The organism is Bradyrhizobium sp. Leo78 (assembly GCF_059512425.1).
In genome coordinates, this window is the sequence record NZ_JCAMOT010000020.1 from 143,332 (window position 1) to 166,614 (window position 23,283).

Genomic DNA, 23,283 nt, shown 5'->3' on the forward strand with positions numbered 1-23,283 from the left:
TCTCGGCGCCTTCCCCGCATGACGAAGGAGACACGCGATGACGAAACGAACTGGCAGCCGCAGGGATTTCCTCACCGTCGCCGCGGCGACGGTCGGCGCCCTTGCGGCACCGTCATTGGTGATAGCCGCCACCGACACTAAAGGAGACAATCGCATGGCACAGGCAAATCGGGCGACACAGCTTTTCAAGCCGGAGTTCCGCTTCGGGCTGGGCGGCGTTCCGCTTGGCAACGAGTTCAACAAGGTCACGGACGTCGATGCCGAGGCGACGCTGGAGGCTGCGTGGAGCGCAGGCGTGCGTTATTTCGACGTCGCGCCCTGGTACGGCTTCGGATTGTCCGAGCGCCGCTTCGGCCACTTCCTGCACAACAAGCCCCGCGGCGATTACGTCCTTTCGTCGAAGGTCGGCAAGCTGTTCAAGGCCTCGAAGAACAACCGGCATGCGGAAATCTTTCCACTCTCGGACTCGCCGAATGACGTCACCTACGACTACACCGCTGACGGTGTTCGCCGTTCAATCGAGGACAGCCTGCAGCGGCTCGGTGTCGACAGCCTTGATGTGGCGTTCGTCCACGACATCTCGCCTGATTTTCCATACTTCCCGACATCATGGCAGGAGCAGTTCGCGATCGCCGAACGCGGCGCGTTCCCTGCACTGTCGCGCATGCGCGAGGAAGGCATCATCAAGGCCTGGGGCATCGGCGTGAATTGTCCCGAGCCGATCCTGCGCGTCATCGACGTTGCCGATCCCGACGTCTGCCTGTGCGCGTCGCAGTACTCGCTGGTCGATCATGCCAACGCCGTCAATCAGGTTTTCCCGGCGGTGCGGAAAAAGAACGTGTCGCTGGTAATCGGCTCGGCGCTGAATGCAGGCTTCATCTCCGGCAGTCCGCGCTACAATTACGGGCCGAACAATTACAAGATCTCCCCGGCCCATATCGAGAAACGCGACCAGCTGCGCGCAGCTGCCGCCCGCCACGGCGTCGATCTGCGGACCGCGGCGTTGCAGTTCTCATCAGCCCCTGACGTTGTCGTCGCCTTGGTCGTGGGCGCGAGCAGCCACCGGCAGATCCTCGAGGACTACAATTCAATACAGGCCAAGATCCCCGCGGAATTCTGGCAGGAGCTGAAGGAAAGCGGGCTGATCGAGCAGGCAGCCACAGTCCCGGCCTGATGGCCGGGCAGTGGCTCGCTAAGGGCATGACTTGGACGGACCTTATGTGCTATGTCGCTCGCATCGCCCTTTGATTCCGTTACGGAATCTTCCACGAGCGAAGCAACCAACCCGTCGAGGACAACGTGGCGCCCATCCAATATATCGTCGAGGGCGGCCACCGGCTCTCCGGCACGATCGAGCCGTCCGGCAACAAGAATTCGGCGCTGCCGATCATTGCGGCGGCGCTACTGACCGAGCATCCGGTCACGCTGACCAATGTGCCGCGGATCCGCGACACCGAGACGCTGGTTGAGCTTTGCCGCTCCGTCGGCGCGTCGGCCGAGTGGACCGAGCGCAACACGCTTGCAATCCACGCCAAGGAGATCCGCGCCGCCGATCTCGATCCGGAACTGTGTGCGCGGATCCGCGCTTCGATCCTGCTTGCGGGACCCCTGCTCGCCCGCTGCGGAGAAGTCGCGTTGCCGCCGCCCGGTGGCGACGTGATCGGGCGCCGCCGTCTCGACACGCATTTCCTCGCTTTCGAGCAGTTAGGTGCCAGCGTCACCGCGACCCATCGGCTGGAGTTCCGCGCCTCCCGCCTGAGGGGCGCCGACGTGTTCCTCGACGAGCCCAGCGTCACCGCGACCGAGAACGCGCTCGTCGCGGCCGTGGCCGCGCGCGGCACCACATACCTGCGCAACGCCGCGTCCGAGCCGCATGTGCAGGATCTCGCGCATTTCCTAGTCGCGCTTGGCGCCAAGATCGAGGGCATCGGCACCAATACCATCATCGTGCACGGCCCGGCCACGCTCGGCGGCACGCACTACGCGATCCAGCCCGATCACATCGAGGTCGGCTCGCTGATCGGGCTTGCCGCGGTGACGCGCTCGCCGCTGCGCATCGCGCGTGCCGGCGTCGAGCATCTGCGCTCGATCCGGATGGGTTTTGAGCGGCTCGGCATCGTCTGCGGCGTCGAGGGCGACGACCTCGTGGTGCCCTCGGGCCAGACCATGAAGATCCATGATGATTTCGGCGGCCATGTGCCGAAGTTGGAGGACCAGCCCTGGCCGGCCTTCCCCGCAGATTTGATGTCGATCGCGATCGTCACCGCGACCCAATGCGATGGCGTCATCCTGATGTTCGAAAAAATGTTCGAATCGCGGATGTTCTTCGTCGACAAGCTCATCGCAATGGGCGGGCGCATCGTGTTGTGCGACCCGCATCGCGCCATCGTCGCCGGTCCGAGCCGCCTGCGCGGCGCGCCGATGACCTCCCCCGACATCCGCGCCGGCATGGCGATGCTGCTTGCGGCCGTCTGCGCCGAGGGCACTTCCACCATCAACAATGCCGACCAGATCGAGCGCGGCTACGAGCGGATCGAGCAGCGGCTGAACGCGCTCGGCGCCAAGATCACCCGCGTGCCCGAACGCGTGCGGTAAATTGGAACAATCGGCCGACCTGTCCGTTGCACTGCCAATCCCCCATAGGCAGGTGCGACCATGCGCGTTCGTCTGCCCAGCTTTCTCCAGATCACCGGCGGCGATGCCGCCAATCTCACCATTGCCGCGGCAGCAGTCGCGGTGCTGACGATTGCGCTCTGGCTCGCGCATAGCAACGAGAGCCCGAGCGGCGTCGCGGGCATCCCGGTCGTGATCCCGCACCATTCGGCGGCGCTCCTGACCAGCGAGCGCGCCCATGTCAGCGATCCCCGCGTCGGACAGATCGCCGACGGCGTCATCGAGGCCCAGCAGCGCGAAATCAACGCGATCAGGCAGGGCCAGCCGTAAACCGGGCCGTAGCCCGGGTGAAGCGAAGCACAACCCGGGACAGCCGCATCGGCATTCGCGAGGGGGCGGGGGTTACGCCTGCGCTCCACCCGGGCCACCGCAGTGGCTGTTCCGCCACCTTTTAGGCGCGCGGCAGTGCTAATCTCACGCCATGACCTCAACCGAGAACATCGAACGCGCTTCGATGGCGCCGCGCGTGGCCGCGCGTGCGCCTCGTCACCATTTGCGCGACGAGCTCACTGAGACCCTGCGCCTGGCAGTGCCAATGGCGCTGACGCAGCTCGGCCAGATCGCGATGATGACGACCGACCTCGCCTTCATCGGCCGGTTCGGCGACGAGGCTGTCGCCGCCGCAGCCTTGGCGGGCACGGTCTACTTTGTCAGCTTCACCTTCGGCATGGGCCTGATGTCCGCCGTCGCCCCGCTGGCGGCGCAAGCCTTTGGCGCGCGCAATCCGCGCATGGTGCGGCGCTCGCTCCGCGTCGGGCTGTGGGCCGCGCTGTTCATCACGCTGCCGCTGATGGTGCTGCCGTTCCGCGGTGAGCAGATCCTGCTCGCGCTCGGCCAGTCCGCCACGGCCGCGCAGCTCGCGCAGCAATATCTGTTCGGCCTCGCCTGGGGCATGCTGCCGGCGTTGTGGTTCATCGCGATCCGCGGCTTCATGAGTGCGGTCAACCGGCCCGAGCCGATCCTGTGGATCACGCTCGCGGCGATCCCGGCCAATGCGCTGCTGGTCTATCTCCTGCTCTATGGTGCTTCCTATGGCGCTTGGCGATTGCCGTCGCTCGGGCTGTTCGGGGTCGGCATTGCCACCTCGATCGTCAATCTCGGGACCTTCCTCGCCGGCCTGTGGTTCGCCTACCGCCGCCGGCCGTTCCGGAAATACCAGGTGCTCGGCCGCGTCTGGCGCATCGATTGGCCACTGATGCGGCAGCTCGTCATTGTCGGCGCGCCGATCTCGGTCTCGTTCCTGCTGGAATTTGGCCTGTTCGGCGCGGCGGGGCTGTTGATGGGCCTGATCTCGACGGCCGCGCTGGCCGCGCATCAGATCGCGCTGCAGATCGCAGCCATCCTGTTCATGGTGCCGTTCGGCATCGGCATGGCGGCGACGGTCCGTGTCGGCCATGCGGTCGGACGCACCGATGCGCAGGCGGTCAGGCGCGCGGGGCTCGTCGCAACCGGGCTCGGCATCGCCTTCATGTCGACGATGACGCTCTTTGTCATTCTCGGACGATCCGCGATCGCCGAAATCTTCCTCGGCGAAGCAGCCGAAGCGACCGTGCAATTGACGGCCTCGCTGCTCCTGGTCGGCTCGACGTTCTTCATCGCCGACGGCGTGCAGACGGTGGCCGCCGGCGCGCTGCGCGGCATGAACGATACGCGCCTGCCGCTGCTGTTCGCCACGATCAGCTATTGGCTGATCGGGTTCACCTCCGCATGCCTGCTCGGCTTCGCGACCACGCTCGGCGCGGTCGGCATCTGGATCGGGCTATCGGCCGGAACCGCGGCCTATGCCATTCTGCTGATCTTGCGTTTCCGCCTGCTGAGCAACAGACTGGCCATGTGATGAAAGCGCGCGAAGTCACGCCCGATATCGATCCCGGCCCGCTCCTCGCCGGCGCCGAGTTCATCGACGCCTTTCGCATCGCCGTCGACGGCACCGCGCTCGATGCGCGCAAGGCGGCCGAGAAGATGTTCGCGCGCCGGCAGCGCTGGATCGAAGCGCTGTTGCGATTGCGCAATCTGATTGTCGCGCCGCTTGGCCTGAAGACGTCGGGCGAAGGCGATAGGGCATCGCTTGGCATGGTCGGCATGTTTCCGGTTCTCAGCGAGACGCCGGAACGGCTGGTGGCGGGCTTCAACGACAGCCATCTCGATTTTCGTGTCGTGGTCGATGTCACGGCGCATGCCGGTGGCCAGGAGGTCACCACCACCACGCTGGTGCGGACGCATAATCGGCTCGGCCGGACCTACCTCGCGATCATCCTGCCCTTTCACCGTCTGGTCGTGGCCGCGATGCTGCGGCAGGTCGCGCTTTAGAGCCAGCCTAACCGCATCGCGCGCTCGGGCGTGAACTGAACCTAGTCGCGATGGAAGAAGAAAACTTTGGTCGTGAGACAAAGCATCAAGATGACGGTGCACTCGAGAAACAGCAACGTCGCAACGAAAAGCACGGGCTCTTCGGAGGCAACAATCGTCCTGGTAAAACCGAGCTTTTTCCATCCGATTGTCAATTGTCCGAATAAGTAGAAATGCAAAGGTCCCGCAATCGCGCCGACCGCAAGCCCTGCCGTCGCGAGCAACTTCTTCCACATCGGCCAATCGGCAAATCGCCTGAGCTGCTCAGTCCTGAATGTCTGCCGTTCGGCATCGCTCATAAGCAAGAAGCGGCGGTTAAGGATGCCGAAGTAGACGAGCCATCTTTTCCATCTCGGTAATGCCGCAAAGCGCTGAGCTTTGCTTTCTTCGGATTCGGTATCATTCATCGCATGGCCGCATGATAGTGGAGATGAAGCCTGTGTCTCCGGACGATACCTCCTAAGATTTAAGAGCGGTTGAGCGCGAGGCGGTAAAGTGCAGCTTTCGAGAGTAAACGATAGCTTAAGGTGTAACTTCCGCCTTGGTCACGAGCGCTGCGGACGGCGGCGACTTCGCCGACGTCGCGCTGCAGGGCAGCATAAATAGGCGCGATCGCCGGCGTGCAAATTGCGCCCGCCGGCGTCTTGTCGCCAGAGGTGCAATCGCTTCAAGAATCAGCGGCGAGGAGGCCATCGCGGACCGGTCCGGGGGTCCAATCGTCCCCTGAGAGCGGCCTGACCGTTACGTCATTGATGACTCCGAGCTGCAGGCTTGGATCGAAATGGCGCATCGTCCGCTCATTCAGGTCAATGATGCGGCCAGGCGTCAGTGGCCCCACGTCATTTATCTTGACGATGACCTTCTTGCCTACAGCCTCAACGAGGGCATACTTCGGCTTCGCGCCATACTGCACCCCACCGAATTTCTGACGCAAACTTGTCTTGATGGCAGCCGCCCAGCCAGAGGGATCATAGCGCTCGCCGGAGGCTGTATTCGGGCCGCCCTCCCGCCATCCGGGCCGGAACGGATTGTACATGGATGCTGCGCCAACAATCGCATCCCCAGAAGCGACATCGACGACAGCGCTTGAATAAACCGCGCGGGTTTCACTGCGAGCAATGGTAACAGAAATGGCAAGTGCAACTAGGGCGCCGCAAATTGCGGCGCTCGAGCGGAAGAGCATCATAACTCCTTGATTGATTTTCTTCGATCGTTCGGTTCCCGATGCCGCAACGCATGGCCAAGCGAACGCGGAGGCGTTTACGAACTCGTGCCAATTTTTTGCGGATTCGCGCCAACCCGGGCGATGGAACCGCTGTGGGAACCGGGGTGGTTCTCACACAGTGTTTTAGTTCTCGTCGACTAAGACAGAGATTGCGTCAGCAGCATGACAGCGCGTGCGCAGGAGCAAGCGTTCTGCCGAGGGCGCAAGGAACAAGCCACAAGCCCATTGGATCGCGCGGCAAATGCGGCCAAGAAGGCCGGTGTTTCCTGCGAGACGATTCAGTGGAGAACGGGCAACCCTATCAAGCCATCATCGCAGCAGCCAAGGACAGGGGCCGCGATCTCATTGTTATGTCATCCTACAGAGCGCACGCCCTATTCTTCGGCCGCCTCTTTCGCCGCTGCCGACGTCTCCGACCACTCGCCAACGACGCGATCGAGATCGAGCAGGTTCTGCCGCATCTGCTCCAGCGAGAATCCGAGTGCGAAGAAACGCTCCGCCATGTCGCCCGGAAGGCCGCGGATCAGGCCCTCGCTGCGAACAGCGGCGACTTCGTTCGCATAGCGCTGCAGGGCGGCATGAACAGGCGCAATCGGCGGCGCGCCAGCGCCCATGCGCAGCGCTGCGGCGGCAGAACGCAAATAGAGCGTGATCGCCTTGCTGACGTCGGACAATGGCGCCGCAAGTCGCGCCTGCACATTCGCCGGCAGCGGCACCACAGTGGCGCGGCCGATCATCACGACATCATGGCGCAGTCGCAAGATGGTCCGCAGCAGCGGCCCGGTATCCGGACCGGACGATAGATGCGCGGAGCGCTCGCGCTCCGCCTCCGCGCCGGTCGCGTCCAAGCCGACCAGCGCGGTGCCGATGCCGTCCTGGATGCGGTGGAGAGCGTCATTGTCACGGCCGCGCGTCAGGCCGGCGAGCAGCTCAGTGAAGGCGGCCGCGATCAGTTCCAGCAGGCGCGCGGCGTTGACGCGGATCTGGCTCACCGCGCGTGAGGGCAACACCAGAAACGACACCAGAAGCCCAGTGACCGCGCCGACCGCGACCTCGCTGACGCGGTCGATTGCGGATACCAGCGGATCGGCGTGATGCATGGTCGGGACCAGCAGCACGATCACGGCCGTCACGGTGGCCGCACTGAGGCTGGGGTTGATGGCCGCGACAAAGGCCAGTGGTGCAACCGCCAGCACCAGCAAGCCGAGCAGGCCGCTCTCTCCGGAATACGGGATCAGCACCGCGATGGCGCCGCCATAGATCGCGCCGCCGATGGTGCCGAGCATGTAGTCGCGGGTTGCCTTCAGCGATCGGCCGACGCTCATCTGGGTCACGATCAGCGACGTCAGCACCGCCCAGAGCGGCAGCAGGAGGTGCAGCGCGACGGCCACCGCATAGGCGATCGCGGCCGCCACCGTGACCCTGACTGCCAGCGCCAATTGGCCCTTTCGGCTGCGAATCCAGCCGAGCACACGTTTCGCGGCGGCTGTCATGCGACCAAATCTCTGCTGCTCACGACGATCCTATGGCTGACGTTCGGCATGGCTGATGCCCGCGGCGTGAAGGCGGCTTGAAACGTGAAACCGGCCCGCCTACCCTGCGCGACAGAACGAGGAAACACGATGGCCAACGAAACCGCAACGCTCGCCGCCTATGTCGCTAACCTGAAATTCGCGGATATTCCACCGGAAGTATTGCAGCGCGCCAAGGTGCTGACGCTGGACTTCCTCGGCAGCACGATCCGGGCGCGGCGCGAAGCCGAATCCACGCCCTCGCTGCTCAAGATGCTGGAAGCGCTGGCGCTTGATGGCAAGGGCGAAGCCACCGTGTTCGGCGACGGCAAGACCTGGACGCCGGCGGTCGCGGCGCTGCTCAACGGCGCGCTCGGCCATTCGCTCGACTTCGACGACACGCATGCCGATTCCTCGCTGCATCCAAGCGCGCCCGTGGTGCCTGCTGCGTTTGCCGTCGGCGAGATGGTCGGCGCGTCCGGCCGCGATGTGCTGACCGCTATTGTCGCGGGCTATGAGGTCTGCTGCCGGCTCGGCAATGCGCTCGATCCGACCTCGCATTATGCGCGCGGCTTCCATCCGACCGCGACCGCCGGCACCTATGGCGCGGCGGCGGCGGCCGCGAAACTGTTCGGACTATCGAAGGAGCAGATCATCGCGGCCTTCGGCGTCTCCGGCAGCCAGGCCGCGGGCTCGCTGCAGTTCCTGATCAACGGCGCCTGGAACAAGCGCTACCAGGTCGGCGCCGCCGCGATGAACGGCGTCATCGCCGCAACGCTGGCGCGCAACGATTTCGTCGGCTCGGTCGAATCGGTGGAAGGCAAGCATGGCCTGCTCGTCGGCTACAGCGACGACGCGCACCCGGACAAGGCGATTGCGGGGCTCGGTAGCATCTTTGAGACCATGAAGATCGGCGTCAAACCCTATCCGAGCTGCCGCTACACCCATGCCGCGATCGATGCGCTGATCGCGATGCGGCGCGAGCACAATCTGACGCCGGACCAGGTGAAGCGGGTCGAGATCGGCCTGCACCGCAACGGCATCACCCTGACCGGCGACGCCGCCACCAAGCGGCATCCGACCTCGATCGTTGGCGGCCAGTTCTCGATGTTCTTCACCGGTGCTGTTGCACTCGACCAGGGCCGCTTCGGCTGGGACGACTACAGTCGGCTTGGCGATGCCGCGATCGATGCGCTCGCCGACAAGTTCGACGTGGTGCAGGACGACCGGCTGGAGATCGGCCGCACCCATCCGTTCGGCGCGCGCGTCAGCATCACCACCGACGACGGCGTGCATGAGCGGCTCTATGCCGATCCCTCCGGCGAGCCGACCTCGTTCCCCGATGCGCAGGCGATGCAGCAGAAATTCCTCACCCTGGCCCGCCCGGTCCTGAACGGCCGTGCCGACCAATTCGCCGATGCGATCCTGTCGCTGGAACGCTTCGACCGCGTGGAACAGGCGACGCAATTGGGCCGGCAGTAGGCCTCTCAAACCGTCCATCGATCGCGATCGGTCACCCAGATATCGACGGTATCGCCATTGAGCTCGGCCTGGCCGTCGATTTTCGCACCAAGCCGGCGTGCCACGCTCTGCGAGGCGGCGTTGACCGGATCGATGCAATGAATGATGCGATCGACTGCAAGATTGGCGAACACCCAGTCGATGGCCGCGCGCGCGGCCTCGACCGCATAGCCTTTGCCGCGATAGTCCTTGGCGATACCCCAGCCGACCTCAAACCCCGGCCATCCCGCCGGGTACCAGGGGCCCACACGGCCCACGTAGCGGCCCGATGATCTTTCTTCGACGGCAAACATGCCGAAACCATACAGCGCCCAGTGCCCGGCGATGACGGCCGCGTTGCGCCAGCCAGTCGTTTCGTTTGTCACCGCCTTGTGGTCGGGCGTGATGAATCGCGCCGTCTCGGGATCGGCGAGCATGGCGGTGTTCGGCGCGATGTCGGAAGCCTTCCACGAGCGCAGGATCAACCGCGGCGTCTCGATTGTGGGACCGTGAAATTGCGCCGGCGCTGAGCCGGACTTGAGCCAAGCGACCATTGCTCCTGCACCCTACTGACCAGAATGAGAAGATCCGCGGATATCACTTCAATCTAGCGGAAAAGCGTTCATCCAGGTAGCGGCTCACCAGCACCGCCGACCGTGCGTCCAGGTGCACGCCGTCGTCCCATCGCAGTTGGCTACGGTCGACGTCGATCGGCAGCCACCGGCTCTGATCTGGAAATGCGCGATGGACGATCTCGCGCGTGGTCCTGACATAGAGCGATGTCTCGATCGGGGCAGCGTAGGGCATTTCCATCAGCAGCACGCGGGCGCCGCGCTGTTCCAGCACCTCGATCAGCCGGCCGATCGTTTCGATATTGACCTTGGCGGCGGCGCTCGGGTCTTCGGACTCCATCTCTCCGATCGCCCGCTGCAGATAGACTTGGTTGTCGAAATTGCCGGGCGGCTGCGCGAGCAGGCTTTTCAGCCGGGCCGCAATCTGGGCGTGGGTGACCGGGGCATGCACCCGGTTCTCATAGGCCGCAACGGCGGTCCGGATCGGGCGCAAGAACAGCGCCTCGTGCCCTTCCTTGGTGGAGAAGCGCTTCACCAGCTCCACATCCGGCGCGCGGGACAAGATATTGGTCTCGACGACGATCAGCTTGGGAAGCTGCCGCTGGCTCGCGAGGATCTCGAGCGCAGTGACGGGCGAGCCGCCCGCGAACGCCAGATTCCCCACGCGCGGCGTTTCGAAATATTCCTCCCTCAGCCGGAAGGTCAGCGAGCTGCCGACCAGCACGACATCCGGAACGGGATTGTCGACATAGCGGTTCACGATGACGAGCGCGCCATCGCGCGCGGTCGTCACCGGCAGTTGCAGCGTGTGTCCGAACCGCGCGGTCGCGATACCGCAGGCGAGCAGCAGGAGCGCTGCCGCAACGGCGCTCTTGATCAACCAGGCGGTGGGTTTGGGCTGCTGCTCCATGCGATCAGAACTGGAAATAGATGAAGGCACTGTCCGGCCCCGCCTCCAGATAGGCAAGCGCGACCAGCGCACCATAGGCATATGGCTCCCACCGCGTCAGCGCGGTCTCGAACAGCGATGTGATGCGCATATGCTGCAGCAGGACCGGAAGCGCGTAGAGCAGCGCAAGATTGTAGAACAATTTGGGCGGATTCGGGTTGGTGGTCGGCGTGAACATGCCGGTGAGATAGGCGAGCGCATGATCGAAATTCGGCAGCTTGAAGAAGATCCAGGCCATGGTGACGCAGAAGAACACCACCCCCATCCGCAACAGCCGCAGCGGCACGGAATCGATCGCCTGCAGCAGGCGCAGGAACGGCCGCTCGATCACGAGGAACAGCCCGTGCAGTACGCCCCAGGCCAGATAGCTGAAGCCTGCGCCGTGCCAGAGGCCGCCCAGCCCCATCACGATCATCAGGTTGAGATAGGTTCTGACACGCCCATGGCGGTTTCCCCCTAAGGGGATGTAAAGATAGGTGCGCAGCCAGGTTGACAGCGAGATGTGCCACCGGGTCCAGAATTCCGAGAACGACAGCGACGTATAGGGCAGGTCGAAATTGATCGGCAGGCGATAGCCGAACAGAAGCGCGAGACCGATCGCGATTGCAGAATAACCGAAGAAGTCGGCATAGATCTGATAGCCGTAGAGGAAAACGAGCAGCCAGCGGTCCTGGGTTTGCAGCGTCTCGTAGAGCGGGAAGTCCATATAGGCCGTCATCTCGTTGAGATTGTTGGCCACGTAGAGCTTGAAGAAGAAGCCCGCGATGATCCATTTCGTGGCTTCGACGAACGGCACGTCGGCAAGCCGCTTCGGCACGATCTGCGGCATGAAATTGCCGGCGCGCGTGATCGGCCCGGAGACGAGCTGCGGAAAGAAGATGATGTAGAGGAAGACGTCGGTGAGAGGCGGCCGCAAGGCCTTGCTGCGCGTGAGGTCAACCAACAGGCTGATATTGTGGAAGACGAAAAAGGAGATGCCGATCGGTAGCGGCAGCCTCAAGAGGAAGTCGATCGCCGCATTGTCGACCAGCACCGGCGCCTTCGGATCGAGAAACAGGAATTTGTATTTGAAGAAGGCGAGCAGCGCGAGGTTGAAGACGATGCCGGCCGGCAGCCAGCGCCGATCGTGCAGCGACAGCACCAGGAACAGATAGGTCCCGCCGACCGCGACCGCGAGCAGCGGCAGCAGCTCGGGCTGGCCGTATCCATAGAAGAACAGGCTCGCAACCACCAGGAGCAGGACCTGGAACCGCCGGAGCGGCGGGAGGTAGTAGGCCACAAATACGATCGCGGCAAACAAGCCGAATTGCCACGACGTGAAAGTCATGTTCCGGGGGCCTCGCAGGAACCTTGAAGCCCATGGCATGCCCCATTGGCGATTCCGGAGTCAAGCCACGATGATGCCAAAAGCCGGCACCCGGCGTGCACGTCCGGGATGATGGCGTGCGGGCGGCGGATTCCTGCTATCATTGAAGCCACGAAATAAGGAGTCCCCCTCATGAGCTGGCTTCCCTCCAACGATCCGATCCTCGGCGATCCCAAGACCTGCGACGCGCTGGAGCTCGTCATCGTGCCGCGCACCCGCGATCTCGGCGACGGCTTTGCCGTGCGGCGCGCGCTGCCGCATGGCAAGCGGCAGATGGTCGGCCCCTTCATCTTCTTCGACCATTTCGGGCCGATGCAGTTTATTGCCGGCAAGGGCATGGATGTGCGGCCGCATCCGCATATCGGGCTTGCCACCGTCACCTATCTGTTCGACGGCAGCATCATGCACCGCGACAGCGAGGGCAACATCCAGGAGATCCAGCCCGGCGCGATGAACCTGATGACGGCGGGCCGCGGCATCGCCCATTCCGAACGGACGCCCGACGTCCAGCGCCGCGACGGCCAGAAGATGCTGGGCCTGCAGAGCTGGATCGCGCTGCCTCAGGCCAAGGAAGAGATCGCGCCCTCGTTCCAGCATTATGCCGCCGGCGACCTGCCCATGATCAGCGAACGGGGCTTCACCGCGCGCGTCATCGCGGGCTCGTCGTTCGGCATCTCTTCGCCGGTCGAGATGGTCTCGCCCTGGTTCTACACCGAGGTCGCCGCAGAAGCCGGCACCAGCGTGCCACTCGATCCCGATCATGAGGAACGCGGGATCTATCTCGTCGACGGCGAGGTCGAGATCGCGAACGAGCGTTATGAGGGACCGCGCCTCCTGATCTTCCGGCCCGGCGATCGCATCACCGTGAAAGCGCTGCAGCCGACGCGGATGATGTTCCTGGGCGGCGACGCGCTCGAAGGCCCACGCCACATCTGGTGGAATTTCGTCTCGTCCAGCAAGGAGCGGATCGAGCAGGCCAAACAGGACTGGAAAACCGGACGTTTCGAGCCGGTCCCGCAGGAACATGAGTTCATTCCGCTGCCGGAGTGAGCTATCTCCCCATCGCTCTATGCCGCCCGCAATCTCGCGGGCGGCCGCTTTGAAGGTCTGACCAGATGAATGCGATGCGCGCCAGCGACCTGCCCTTGCCGCAAATCGGCCGCGGCAAAGTCCGCGATATCTATGCCGTGGGCGAGGACCGCGTGCTGCTGTTGACCACCGATCGCATCTCGGCGTTCGACGTGGTGATGGCCGAGACCATCCCGATGAAGGGCGCGGTGCTGACCCAGATCAGCGCCTGGTGGTTTCGCCAGCTCGAGAGCACCGTGCCGCATCACATGATCAGCGCCGATGCCGATGAAATCATCCGCGAGGTGCCCGCGCTGAAAGGCCATCGCGCCGATATCGTCGGGCGCGCGATGCTGTGCCGGCGCACCACCGTCTTCCCGATCGAATGCGTGATCCGCGGCTACATCTCCGGCTCGGCCTGGAAGGAATATGCCGCGCACGGCACGCTTGCCGGCGAAAAGCTGCCGGCGGGCCTCGTCGAGAGCGCCAAGCTGGAGCCTGCGATCTTCAGCCCGGCGACCAAGGCCGAGACCGGGCATGACGAGAATATCACGGTCGCCCGCGTGCGCGAGATCGTCGGCTTTGATGTTGCCGACACGCTGGAGCGGATGGCGCGCACGGTCTACGCTTACGGCGAAAAGGCCAGCCGCGAGCGCGGCATCATCATCGCCGACACCAAGTTCGAATTCGGTCGCGATAAGGATGGACGGATCATCCTGATCGACGAGGTGATGACGCCGGACTCCTCGCGCTTCTGGGCGGTCGATGTCTACAAGCCGGGCCAGCCGCAGCCGAGCTTCGACAAGCAGCCCTTGCGCGACTATCTCGACACTGAGCGCCACGCCGGCCGCTGGAACGGCGACGCCCCGGCGCCGCCATTGCCAGCCAGCGTGGTGGACGCGACCAGCAAGCGCTACCTGGAGGCTTATCGGCGGGTAACGGGCAGCGAGCTCAAAATCTAACTTCTCGTCGTCCCGGCCTTGAGCCGGGACCCATTCCGCGACATCCGTCCATAGCGCGATCTGCTCGACACTCTCGCCAGACAACGACTCCCCTGTGGTTATGGGTTCCCGCTTTCGCGGGAACCACGAATGCACGCGTTGACACAAGAATCTTGTTGTCGCGGCCGGCCGCGCTCGTTTACCAGTGGCGCGGGTGTTGAGGGCAATGCAAGGCGTGGTGCATCGAAACGTCAAACCGGGTCCGCGGATTGGTCGCGCGTTCAGCGACATCCTCGGCGGCAGCGCCGCCAGCGTACTCTCGATCACCTTCGGCCTGTCCTATGCGCTCCTGATCTTCGCAGGCCCACTGTCGCCCTATCTCGCTTACGGCGTCGCCGCCACCTTCATCTCATCGGCGGTGCTGGCGCTGGTGATCGCGCTCGGCAGCTCGGTGCCATTTGCGGTCGCGGGTCCCGAGAGTTCCACCGCGGCGATGACCGCGATCCTCGCCTCCGCGCTGGTCGAGCGCGTGGCGGCCGTCAATCCGGCGGCGCCTATGCTGGCGCCGGTCCTGATCACGCTCGGGCTTGCCACCATCGTCACCGGCATCGTGCTGTGCGGCTTCGGCGTGACGCGGATGGGCCGCGCCATCCGCTATGTGCCCTATCCCGTCGTCGGCGGCTTCCTCGGCGCCACCGGCTGCCTGCTCGTGCTCGGCGCCATCAGGGTCATCACGGGCATGGAGCTGAAGTTTGCGACGCTGCCTCAGTTCGCAAACGTCGTCACCATCGCCGAGCTGTCGGCCGCCTGCGCCATGGCGCTGATCCTGTACCTGACCTGGCATCGCTCGCGCAGCCCGTTCGGGCTGCCGGTGATCCTGGTCGGCGGCGTGCTCATCGGCCATCTCGCATTCTGGATCGTCGGCCTCACGCCCGCCGAGGCGCAGGCCGCGGGCTGGACCTTTCATCCGCCGCCTCCGACCAGATTCATGCTGCCGTGGAGCGCGGAGAATTTCGCTGACTATCCCTGGTATGCCGTGCCGGACCTGCTCGGCAATCTCGTCGCCGTCGTGTTCGTCACGGCAACCAGCACCCTCTTCAACACCACCGGCATCGAGGTCGCCGCGCATCGCGAGGCCAACCTGGAACGGGAACTCAATATCACCGGCCTCGCCAACATCCTGACCGGCGCCTTGGCCGGTTACGCCGGCTGCACCTCCACCACCCGCTCGCTGCTCAGTCTGAACAGCGGCGGCACCGGCCGCCTTTGCGGCGTGACAGTCGCGGCCTTCTCGGTGCTGATGCTCGCGGTCGCGCCCGAGTTGCTGGGCTACATGCCGAAATTCGTGCTCGGCGGCCTGTTGATCTATCTCGGCGCCGATCAGCTCCACAAATGGATCGTCGAGTCGCGACGGCGGTTGTCGAAAACCGAATATGTGTCGCTGCTCGCGATCATCCTCATCATCCTGCAATGGGGCTTCGTCGCCGGGGTCTTGATCGGCGTCGTGATCGGCTGCGCCACCTTTGCCTTCAGCGCCGCGCGGATCGAATCGATCAAGTATGGTTTCGACGGCACCGAGTATCGCAGCTCGCTGGACCGCTCGCGCGATGATCTCGACCTGCTGGCGGACCATGGCAGCGCGATCCAGGGCCTGAACCTGCAGAGCTATCTGTTCTTCGGCTCGGCCAACCGGCTCTACCAGCACGTCAAGGCGCTGCTCGCGCGCCATCCGGAATGCCACTATCTGGTGTTCGACTTCAAGCTCGTCACCGGCATCGATTCATCGGCAGCCTACAGCTTTGCACAGATCAAGCGCTGCGCCGACGAGCGCGGCGTCAAGCTGCTGCTGGTGCATCTGGCGCCAGCAGCCGAAAAGACGTTGCGCGCGAGCGGCTTCATTTCCGGCGAGGTCAGGATCGAGCCCGAGCTCGATCATGCGCTGGAATGGTGCGAGAACGAGATCATCGCCGAGCACCGCGGGCTGGAGCAGGAGGAAGCGAGCCTGCGCGACTGGTTCACCGAAATTCTCGGCTCCGAGCAGGAGGCGAGCGCGCTGATGCATTATTGCGAGCGCGTCGAGGTCGATGCCGGAGAGACCATCGTCCGCGCCGGCGACCTCGCCGAATCCATGCATTTCATTCTGGACGGGCGCGTCGGTGTGATGGTCGCGGCCGATGATGGCCGCCCGACCCGCGTGCGCAGCCTCGGCCGCTACACCACGGTCGGCGAGATGGGCCTCGTCTCGCAAACGCGGCGCAGCGCCACCATCCAGGCCGAGGTCGCAAGCGTGCTCTACGTCCTGAACACGCATCAGTTCGAAGCGCTCAGGGACGGCGACCCCGCGCTCAGCCACAAGCTCCTGACCTATTTCGTCTCGATCATGGCCGAGCGCCTGAGCTTCGCCAACCGCACCATCGCGGTGCTGCGGCGATAGCAACGGTCGTAGCCCGGATGGAGCCAACGGGTCGCGCGAATGCGCGCCCGATGACAGGCTCCGCGCAATCCGGGGTTCTCGCGCTTGGCTCCGGTGGAAATTAACCACTTGTTAACCATACGGTCGCCTAATGCGAATGATTTGGGGGGTATTTAGATCCACCGCCCCGGCGACGCGAACGAAGTCGATGCCTTTGTCGGCCGATCTTACGTTCCTTTGCCAGGCTGACGGTTCGCGTTACGGCTGTCCTACGCGGAGCAAAAAATGTCCGGAGAGAACGATCTAGTGGACACTCTCAGCCGCGATCTCGATCGCGCGCGCGGAAAGCGCGACGCACTTGCATCCGATGTCACGACACTGACGGCTCAGATCGCCGAGATCGAGGCCCGCCTTTCTGAGGAAAGAGTTCGGCGCGAACGCAATCACGTTTTGGGCGAAATCGAAGCGATAAAAAAGCGAATCGCGCAAACTGGCAAAGCGTTTACACCTGTCATCAGCGAGCTCTGCGAGGCGACAGAGATGGCGGCGGCAGTTGTGCCCGAAGCTCGCGAGCTCAATAATTTTCTATCATCCGTCGCGACCGAAGTCGAAGCCGTCATCGATCCCTTGTTGCGCGAACTGGACCGACGCGCGGATGCGGTGCGAGTTGGCCAGGCTGCGCTGGATCTCCCGCGCCTGACCAATGAGGCGCCGACCGAGCTGCCAAAAGATAATAACGATCGCCTGCTTGGCTTACTCCGTCTTCCAGCATGGCTGTCGCGCAGCAAGGAGGTTGGAAATAAAGAAGCAGCAGAGAACCCGGGCAGCACAGTCGCGTAAAACATCGGCGCTGCGCACCTCAAGGAAGACCCTCGATGCTCGTGTGACGGACTTTTGCAATCCGTCTACTTCCGGCAGTTGGATGTGCTCAGGTGGCCTTCCGGCGCAGGAAGGCCGGGATATCGAGAAGGTTTTCCTCGATCAAATTCCGCCCGGGAGCGGAGCGGCCGTACGAATCGACGCCTTGCGGAGCCGCATGACGCGCATGTTCCGAAATCGGCGCTGCCGGTTCAGGGTGGCGGCTCGTCGGGCGGAGCGGCGAACGCTCTGATTGAGGCACCGGTGCACGACGCTCGATCCCATTGGCAATGCGACGGTTGTCGTTCTGCAGCCTGCCCGCAAGTTCGGTAACTGCGCTTTCCACCCGTTGCGCCGGGCCAAGATTATCGATGCCGGTCGCCACCACGGAGACGCGGACGATGCCTTCCAGGCTTTCGTCGAAAGTGGCGCCGATGATGATGTTGGCGTCCGGGTCGGCCTGTTCGCGAATGCGCGTAGCGGCTTCGTCGACCTCGAACAACGTCAGATCCCTGCCGCCGGAGATGGAGACGATGAGGCCGCTGGCGCGCTTGATCGAGGGGTCCTCGATCAATGGATTGGAAATCGCGGCCACAGCGGCGTTGAGCACGCGCTTCTCGCCGGAAGCCTCGCCCCTGCCCATCATGGCTTTGCCCTTCTCGCGCATGACCGAGAGAACGTCGGCAAAATCGAGATTGATCAGACCTTCCTTGACGATCAGATCGCTGATGCATGCCACGCCCGAATAAAGCACTTGATCGGCCAGGACGAAGGCATCGGCGAATGTGGTTCTCTCGCTGGCGACCCGGAACAGGTTCTGGTTCGGGATGATCAGCAGCGTGTCAACAGCCTTCAGCAGTTCGGCAATACCTGCTTCGGCAACGCGCATGCGGCGCTGACCCTCGAAGTGGAATGGCTTGGTGACGACACCAATGGTGAGAATGCCAAGCTCGCGCGCGGTCCTGGCTATAACGGGCGCCGCCCCAGTGCCCGTACCGCCGCCCATGCCGGCCGTGACAAACACCATGTGCGCGCCGGCCAAATGATCGCGGATTGCATCGGTCGCCTCTTCGGCCGCAGCGCAGCCCACTTCAGGCTGCGCGCCGGCGCCAAGACCCCCGGTCACCTGGGTGCCCATCTGAACGATGCGCGTGGCCTTCGACATGCTGAGTGCCTGCGCGTCGGTATTGGCAACGATGAAGTCGACGCCTCTCAGCCCACTCGCGATCATGTTGTTGACGGCATTGCCGCCGGCGCCGCCGACCCCAAACACGACAACGCGCGCCTTCATTTCCCTGATATCGATGGTCTGGGTCATTTTTGCCTCACGTTGCTCCGGCAAGTCGGGAATGAGAGGGTACGGATCAGCTATCTACAAGCCCTGCGGTCTGTTTCCACTTTGGTTCTCGATCTTCGCCGCTAATGGGCGATGTTGCCTGACGTCGCTTGGCAAGCGAACGAGCAGCCTCTGGCGGGACTGTCAGGCGGGCACCTGGAGCGGCATATGTCAGCGCCTCAACGGACATCGGCTGTTCTCCTAGAACGAACCGGGCGGCAATCGGCTGATGATGACCGGGCGATGACCGCAGGCTAGGCTGCGTTGGTTAACAGAGTGTTACCGGGCGTGTATGATCTGACTCAGCAAAAAGCCGCCCGGAAAGAGCGACCTCAGCGTCGTAGGGTGGGCAAAGCGCAGCGTGCCCACCATTCTGGCTCGACTGCGGATGGTGGGCACGCTGCGCTTTGCCCACCCTACGCGACTTCGCTCCGACGACGGACTACACGCCCGCCATCATCACGTATTTGATCTCGACATATTCTTCCATGCCGTGATGCGAGCCTTCGCGCCCCAGGCCGCTCTCCTTGACGCCGCCGAACGGCGCGACTTCGGTCGTGATCAGGCCGGTGTTGACGCCGACCATGCCTGATTCCAGCGCCTCCGCGACGCGCCAGACGCGGCCGAGGTCGCGTGAGTAGAAGTACGAGGCGAGGCCGAACGGCGACTTGTTGCACATCGCGATCACGTCGGCTTCATCCTTGAAGCGGATCACTGGCGCGAGCGGGCCGAATGTCTCTTCCTGCGATACCAGCGCATCCGACTTGACGTCGGAGAGCACCGTCGGTTCGAAGAAGGTGCGGCCGAGCGAAGAGCGCTTGCCGCCGGTGACGACCTTGGCGCCGCCCTTCACCGCATCGGCAATGTGCCGCTCGACCTTCTCGATCGCTTCCATGTTGATCAGCGGCCCCTGCACCACGCCCTGCTCGGTGCCGTCGCCGATCTTCATGGCGGCAACCTTCTTCGAGAGCTTCTGCACGAACTCGTCGTAGATCTTGTCCTGGGCATAAAGGCGGTTGGCGCAGACGCAGGTCTGGCCCATGTTGCGGTATTTCGAGACGATCGCGCCCTCGACCGCGGCATCGATATCGGCGTCATCGAACACCACGAAGGGCGCGTTGCCGCCGAGCTCCAGCCCGAGCTTCTTCACGCCGACGGACGCCTGCCGGTACAGGATCTTGCCGACCTCGGTCGAGCCGGTGAAGCCGACGAAGCGCACGGCAGGATGCTCGCACAGGACCTTGCCAATCGGCGGCGCATCGCCGGTGATGATGTTGAACACGCCCTTCGGCACGCCGGCCTTCTCGGCCAGCGCCGCCAGCGCCAGCGCCGACAGCGGCGTCTCGTTGGCAGGCTTCAGCACCACGGTGCAGCCGGCGGCAAGCGCCGGCGAAACCTTGCGGGTGATCATCGAGTTCGGGAAGTTCCACGGCGTAATCGCGCCGCAGACGCCGATCGGCTGCTTGATCGCGAGCAGCCGCGCATCCGGCCGCTGGGTCGGGATGGTCTCGCCATAGACGCGGCGGGCCTCCTCGGCGAAAAACTCGACATAGGCGCCGCCGATATCGACCTCGCCGAGCGCCTCGGCCAGCGGCTTGCCCTGTTCCGAGGTCAGGATCAGCGCCAGGTCCTCGCGGTTGGCGATGATCAGTTCGAACCATTTGCGCAGGATGTTGGAACGCTGCTTGGCCGTCAGCTTGGCCCAGGCTGGGAAAGCACGTTCGGCGGCTTCGACCGCCTTGGTGGCGTCACCGGCGCTGAGTTGCGGGATCTGCACCAGTTCGGCGCCGGTAGCGGGATTGTTCACGGAGAAGACGGGCGTTCCGACCCAGGCGCCATCGATGAAGCAGCGGTCGCGCAGCAGCGAGGGATCTTTCAGGCGATCGCGAAGCGAGGTTCCTGATTGCGAAGCGCGTGCGGCAACGGGCGGATTCATGGCGTCACTCCTGGCATTTTCTGGGCGTTGTCGCCCAAAGATAAGTCGAAACCGGTCGCAATGCATCGTCCGCTGAGGGCGGATGCGTCAAGCAATTTTGCGGGTGTGCGGGAGCCGCTGGAGCGTTTTCGAGCGAAGCATAGCCTCGGACTTGATCCGAGGGTGGACACCGGTTCGCTGCGTAGACTTATCCGCGCAAAAAACGCACCAAAACCAGCAAGCTTCGGTTCTGATTCAATCAGAACCGAAGCTCTAGGCCGCGCCGTTCAGATAGGTTTCGCGACGCCCGATCATACGTTCCGCCGCCGCCTTGGCATCGGCCTTCGAGGACGTCGCGCAGGTGCGATATTCGAGGTCCGGCAACTTGGCCGGGTCACGGCGGCCGAACCACGACCTGGGCGCGACCTGGAGTAGCGCCAGCGCCTGCGCGACATTGTCGACCGCTTCGAAGGAGTGCAACGCGCCGGTGCCGGCGTAACGGACCTCGTAAAGGCCGGGGCTGATCGGGGCTTCGATGTTCTCGCCCCGGCCGGGCCGGGGGTACCGTTTCCACTCACTCCACGTCGAGATCATCGCCACATCCTGCAACTTCGAAAGCAACCATTTGCTTCAAAACATTCAGACCAGAAGCATAGTTTGCCTTGGAATTAGAATGCGTTACATCACGAAACCATTGACAGGAAGCAATACCAAATCACGTTATCGTGGATGGTTTCTGGTTGTCGTCGCTGCATTTCCGCTGAAATCAAAATCCGCGAGCGGCCGGCTTGCGGGACGCGCCACACGGTAAGAAGATCAAGCCTCCACAACAACAATCAGGAGGTGCCCCATGCAGAGCAAAGCTCAGATCGATCAGCTTCTCCGTCAGAAATGCGACGCGAAGGAAATCCCCGGCGTGGTCGCGATTGCCGCGACCGGCAACGAAATCATCTACGAGAACGCGTTCGGCAAACGCGACCTCGGCAAAGACGATGCGATGACGACGGACAGCGTGTTCTGGATCGCCTCGATGACCAAGGCGGTGACCAGCGCAGGCGCGATGCAACTGGTCGAGCAGGGCAAGCTCTCGCTGGACGAACCGATCGGCAAGGTGCTGCCTGATCTGGCTTCACCGCAAGTGCTTGAGGGCTTCGATGCCGACGGCGAGCCCAAGCTGCGGCCGGCCAGGACGCCGATCACGCTGCGCCACCTGATGACCCACACAGCGGGCTTCTGCTACCACATGTGGAACGACGACATGGGCAAGTATCTCGCAAAAACCGGGATGCCCGCCGTCACCACCTGCAAGAACGATGCGCTGAAGTTGCCGCTGACGACAGATCCCGGCACGCGCTGGGAATACGGCATCAATATCGATTTCATCGGCAAGGCCGTCGAGGCGGCGAGCGGCAAGCGGCTTGACGCCTACTTGCGGGATCACCTGTTCGCGCCGCTCGGCATGAGCGATACCGGATTCAAGATCACCGATGCGATGCGCCAGCGCCTTGTCGGCATGCATGCGAGAGCCCCCGATGGGACGCTGGCACCGATCCCGTTCGAGCTCGAGCAGGAGCCGGAATTCCATATGGGCGGCGGCGGCCTCTATTCGACTGCAGGCGACTACATCAAGTTCACGCGGATGATCCTGGGCAAAGGCCGCGGCAACGGCAACCAGGTGCTGAAGCCGGAGACGGTGGCGCTGATGGGCCAGAACCACATGGGCGATCTGAACGTCACCAAGATGGTCTCGGCCGATCTCACTTTGTCCAACCATGTCGATCTCTATCCGGACATGGACAAGAAATGGGGCCTCAGCTTCCTCATCAACACTCTGAAGACGCAGGAAGGACGGAGCGCCGGCAGCCTCGCCTGGGCGGGCCTCGCCAACACCTATTACTGGATCGATCCGGCGCGCGATGTCACAGGTGTGATCCTGATGCAGCTCTTGCCGTTCGCCGACGGCAAATGCCTGGAAGCCTTCGCCGGCTTCGAACGCGGCATCTATGCCGGCCTCGACGCCGACAGCGGCAAGAGGGCGGCGTGATGACGTAGGGCGAAATCAGCTTTTCGCCTTCGCCAAGAGCGAAGGCGAAAAGCATGATCCGCCGCGCGCACGCCACAGGTGGCTCAAAGCGAACATCTCGGTTTCATGTTGCCGCACGCGTTCGGCGGCCTCGCGGGCGATCTTGCTATCGGGGATCCTAACGCCAGAAATAACGTCGGCCATTGTCGAGCTCCCGTCTTCCCTATCTGCCGCTGGTTACAGGAATTTTGACTGTACCACCGCGGCGCAATCAGCCGCCCGCTCGCGGGGCCACAATCACCGCCGTCATTCCGGGCGCGCCTCTTGGCGCGAGCCTGGAATCTATCGAGCCGCGAGCGGAGGCGGAGAAATGGATTCTCTGATGTGCAATTGCACATCATAGCTCGATGCTTCGCATCGCCCCGGAATGACAGTGGGACGCATTGCGCAATCCTCTCCTCCGTCATGGCCGGGCTTGACCTGGCCATCCACGTTCTCTCCCGTGCGCGGAGGCAAAGGACGTGGATGCCCGGGACATCTGCGCGAAGACGCGCTTCGCGCTTTTGCCCGGGCATGACGGCGTC

At 63.6% G+C, this 23,283-nt stretch carries 20 protein-coding genes; 11 read left to right on the forward strand and 9 right to left on the reverse strand.

Features of this window, described 5'->3' with window-relative positions; all coding sequences use genetic code 11:
* Window positions 1-37: 37 nt before the first annotated feature.
* From AC5ZG1_RS24435 to AC5ZG1_RS24455, 5 genes are all read left to right on the forward strand, one after another.
* Window positions 38-1,174: an aldo/keto reductase gene (locus AC5ZG1_RS24435; protein WP_496134293.1), complete on the forward strand. Its 1,137-nt coding sequence runs from the start codon at window positions 38-40 to the stop codon at window positions 1,172-1,174.
* Window positions 1,175-1,299: 125 nt separating this feature from the next.
* Window positions 1,300-2,595 carry a UDP-N-acetylglucosamine 1-carboxyvinyltransferase gene (gene murA / locus AC5ZG1_RS24440; RefSeq protein ID WP_496134294.1) on the forward strand — a complete coding sequence of 432 codons (1,296 nt, stop codon included), beginning with the start codon at window positions 1,300-1,302 and terminating at the stop codon, window positions 2,593-2,595.
* Between the two features lie 60 nt (window positions 2,596-2,655).
* Window positions 2,656-2,943: a hypothetical protein gene (locus tag AC5ZG1_RS24445; protein ID WP_464347148.1), complete on the forward strand. Its 288-nt coding sequence runs from the start codon at window positions 2,656-2,658 to the stop codon at window positions 2,941-2,943.
* A gap of 151 nt (window positions 2,944-3,094) precedes the next feature.
* Window positions 3,095-4,510: an MATE family efflux transporter gene (locus AC5ZG1_RS24450; protein WP_496134295.1), complete on the forward strand. Its 1,416-nt coding sequence runs from the start codon at window positions 3,095-3,097 to the stop codon at window positions 4,508-4,510.
* Entirely contained in the window at window positions 4,510-4,983 is a 474-nt protein-coding gene (locus AC5ZG1_RS24455) for a DUF2867 domain-containing protein (RefSeq protein WP_496134296.1), read from the forward strand. Before AC5ZG1_RS24450 ends, AC5ZG1_RS24455 begins: the two co-directional genes overlap by 1 nt.
* A gap of 41 nt (window positions 4,984-5,024) precedes the next feature.
* Here AC5ZG1_RS24455 and AC5ZG1_RS24460 read toward each other — a convergent pair whose 3' ends face one another.
* From AC5ZG1_RS24460 to AC5ZG1_RS24470, 3 genes are all read right to left on the reverse strand, one after another.
* The gene (locus AC5ZG1_RS24460) at window positions 5,025-5,429 is read right to left on the reverse strand and encodes a hypothetical protein (protein ID WP_496134297.1); all 405 of its coding nucleotides are present in this window, start codon (window positions 5,427-5,429) and stop codon (window positions 5,025-5,027) included.
* A 260-nt stretch (window positions 5,430-5,689) separates the two neighbouring features.
* Window positions 5,690-6,208: an RlpA-like double-psi beta-barrel domain-containing protein gene (locus AC5ZG1_RS24465; protein WP_456644245.1), complete on the reverse strand. Its 519-nt coding sequence runs from the start codon at window positions 6,206-6,208 to the stop codon at window positions 5,690-5,692.
* A gap of 413 nt (window positions 6,209-6,621) precedes the next feature.
* Window positions 6,622-7,740: an FUSC family protein gene (locus AC5ZG1_RS24470; RefSeq protein ID WP_456644244.1), complete on the reverse strand. Its 1,119-nt coding sequence runs from the start codon at window positions 7,738-7,740 to the stop codon at window positions 6,622-6,624.
* Between the two features lie 129 nt (window positions 7,741-7,869).
* On the opposite strand from AC5ZG1_RS24470, the gene AC5ZG1_RS24475 reads away from it, so the two are divergent.
* Window positions 7,870-9,240, forward strand: coding sequence for an MmgE/PrpD family protein (locus AC5ZG1_RS24475; RefSeq protein WP_496134298.1), 1,371 nt, complete (start codon window positions 7,870-7,872; stop codon window positions 9,238-9,240).
* A 5-nt stretch (window positions 9,241-9,245) separates the two neighbouring features.
* Here the strand turns inward: AC5ZG1_RS24475 and AC5ZG1_RS24480 are convergent, their stop codons facing one another.
* From AC5ZG1_RS24480 to AC5ZG1_RS24490, 3 genes are read right to left on the reverse strand one after another with little or no spacing between them, the layout of a single operon-like run.
* Window positions 9,246-9,812: a GNAT family N-acetyltransferase gene (locus AC5ZG1_RS24480; protein ID WP_496134299.1), complete on the reverse strand. Its 567-nt coding sequence runs from the start codon at window positions 9,810-9,812 to the stop codon at window positions 9,246-9,248.
* A gap of 43 nt (window positions 9,813-9,855) precedes the next feature.
* Entirely contained in the window at window positions 9,856-10,740 is an 885-nt protein-coding gene (locus AC5ZG1_RS24485) for a hypothetical protein (protein WP_496134300.1), read from the reverse strand.
* A 4-nt stretch (window positions 10,741-10,744) separates the two neighbouring features.
* Entirely contained in the window at window positions 10,745-12,106 is a 1,362-nt protein-coding gene (locus AC5ZG1_RS24490; RefSeq protein WP_496134301.1) for an MBOAT family O-acyltransferase, read from the reverse strand.
* 171 nt (window positions 12,107-12,277) lie between these two features.
* Here AC5ZG1_RS24490 and AC5ZG1_RS24495 point away from each other — a divergent pair, with 171 nt between their 5' ends.
* From AC5ZG1_RS24495 to AC5ZG1_RS24510, 4 genes are all read left to right on the forward strand, one after another.
* Window positions 12,278-13,195 carry a pirin family protein gene (locus tag AC5ZG1_RS24495; RefSeq protein ID WP_496134302.1) on the forward strand — a complete coding sequence of 306 codons (918 nt, stop codon included), beginning with the start codon at window positions 12,278-12,280 and terminating at the stop codon, window positions 13,193-13,195.
* Between the two features lie 65 nt (window positions 13,196-13,260).
* Window positions 13,261-14,175 (forward strand): phosphoribosylaminoimidazolesuccinocarboxamide synthase, encoded by a 915-nt coding sequence (locus AC5ZG1_RS24500; protein ID WP_496134303.1) that lies wholly within the window; start codon window positions 13,261-13,263, stop codon window positions 14,173-14,175.
* Window positions 14,176-14,380: 205 nt separating this feature from the next.
* Window positions 14,381-16,588 carry an SLC26A/SulP transporter family protein gene (locus tag AC5ZG1_RS24505; RefSeq protein ID WP_496134311.1) on the forward strand — a complete coding sequence of 736 codons (2,208 nt, stop codon included), beginning with the start codon at window positions 14,381-14,383 and terminating at the stop codon, window positions 16,586-16,588.
* Between the two features lie 264 nt (window positions 16,589-16,852).
* Window positions 16,853-17,407 carry a hypothetical protein gene (locus AC5ZG1_RS24510; protein ID WP_496134304.1) on the forward strand — a complete coding sequence of 185 codons (555 nt, stop codon included), beginning with the start codon at window positions 16,853-16,855 and terminating at the stop codon, window positions 17,405-17,407.
* A gap of 88 nt (window positions 17,408-17,495) precedes the next feature.
* Here AC5ZG1_RS24510 and ftsZ read toward each other — a convergent pair whose 3' ends face one another.
* The 3 genes from ftsZ to AC5ZG1_RS24525 form a co-directional block, all read right to left on the reverse strand.
* Window positions 17,496-18,743 (reverse strand): cell division protein FtsZ, encoded by a 1,248-nt coding sequence (gene ftsZ / locus AC5ZG1_RS24515; protein ID WP_496134305.1) that lies wholly within the window; start codon window positions 18,741-18,743, stop codon window positions 17,496-17,498.
* A gap of 460 nt (window positions 18,744-19,203) precedes the next feature.
* A complete protein-coding gene (locus AC5ZG1_RS24520) occupies window positions 19,204-20,697 on the reverse strand; it encodes an NAD-dependent succinate-semialdehyde dehydrogenase (RefSeq protein WP_496134306.1) in 1,494 nt (497 codons plus the stop codon).
* 252 nt (window positions 20,698-20,949) lie between these two features.
* Complete coding sequence (locus tag AC5ZG1_RS24525) at window positions 20,950-21,270, reverse strand: hypothetical protein (protein WP_028162550.1); 321 nt, start codon at window positions 21,268-21,270, stop codon at window positions 20,950-20,952.
* Window positions 21,271-21,526: 256 nt separating this feature from the next.
* On the opposite strand from AC5ZG1_RS24525, the gene AC5ZG1_RS24530 reads away from it, so the two are divergent.
* Window positions 21,527-22,720, forward strand: coding sequence for a serine hydrolase domain-containing protein (locus tag AC5ZG1_RS24530; protein ID WP_496134307.1), 1,194 nt, complete (start codon window positions 21,527-21,529; stop codon window positions 22,718-22,720).
* Window positions 22,721-23,283 lie beyond the last annotated feature (563 nt).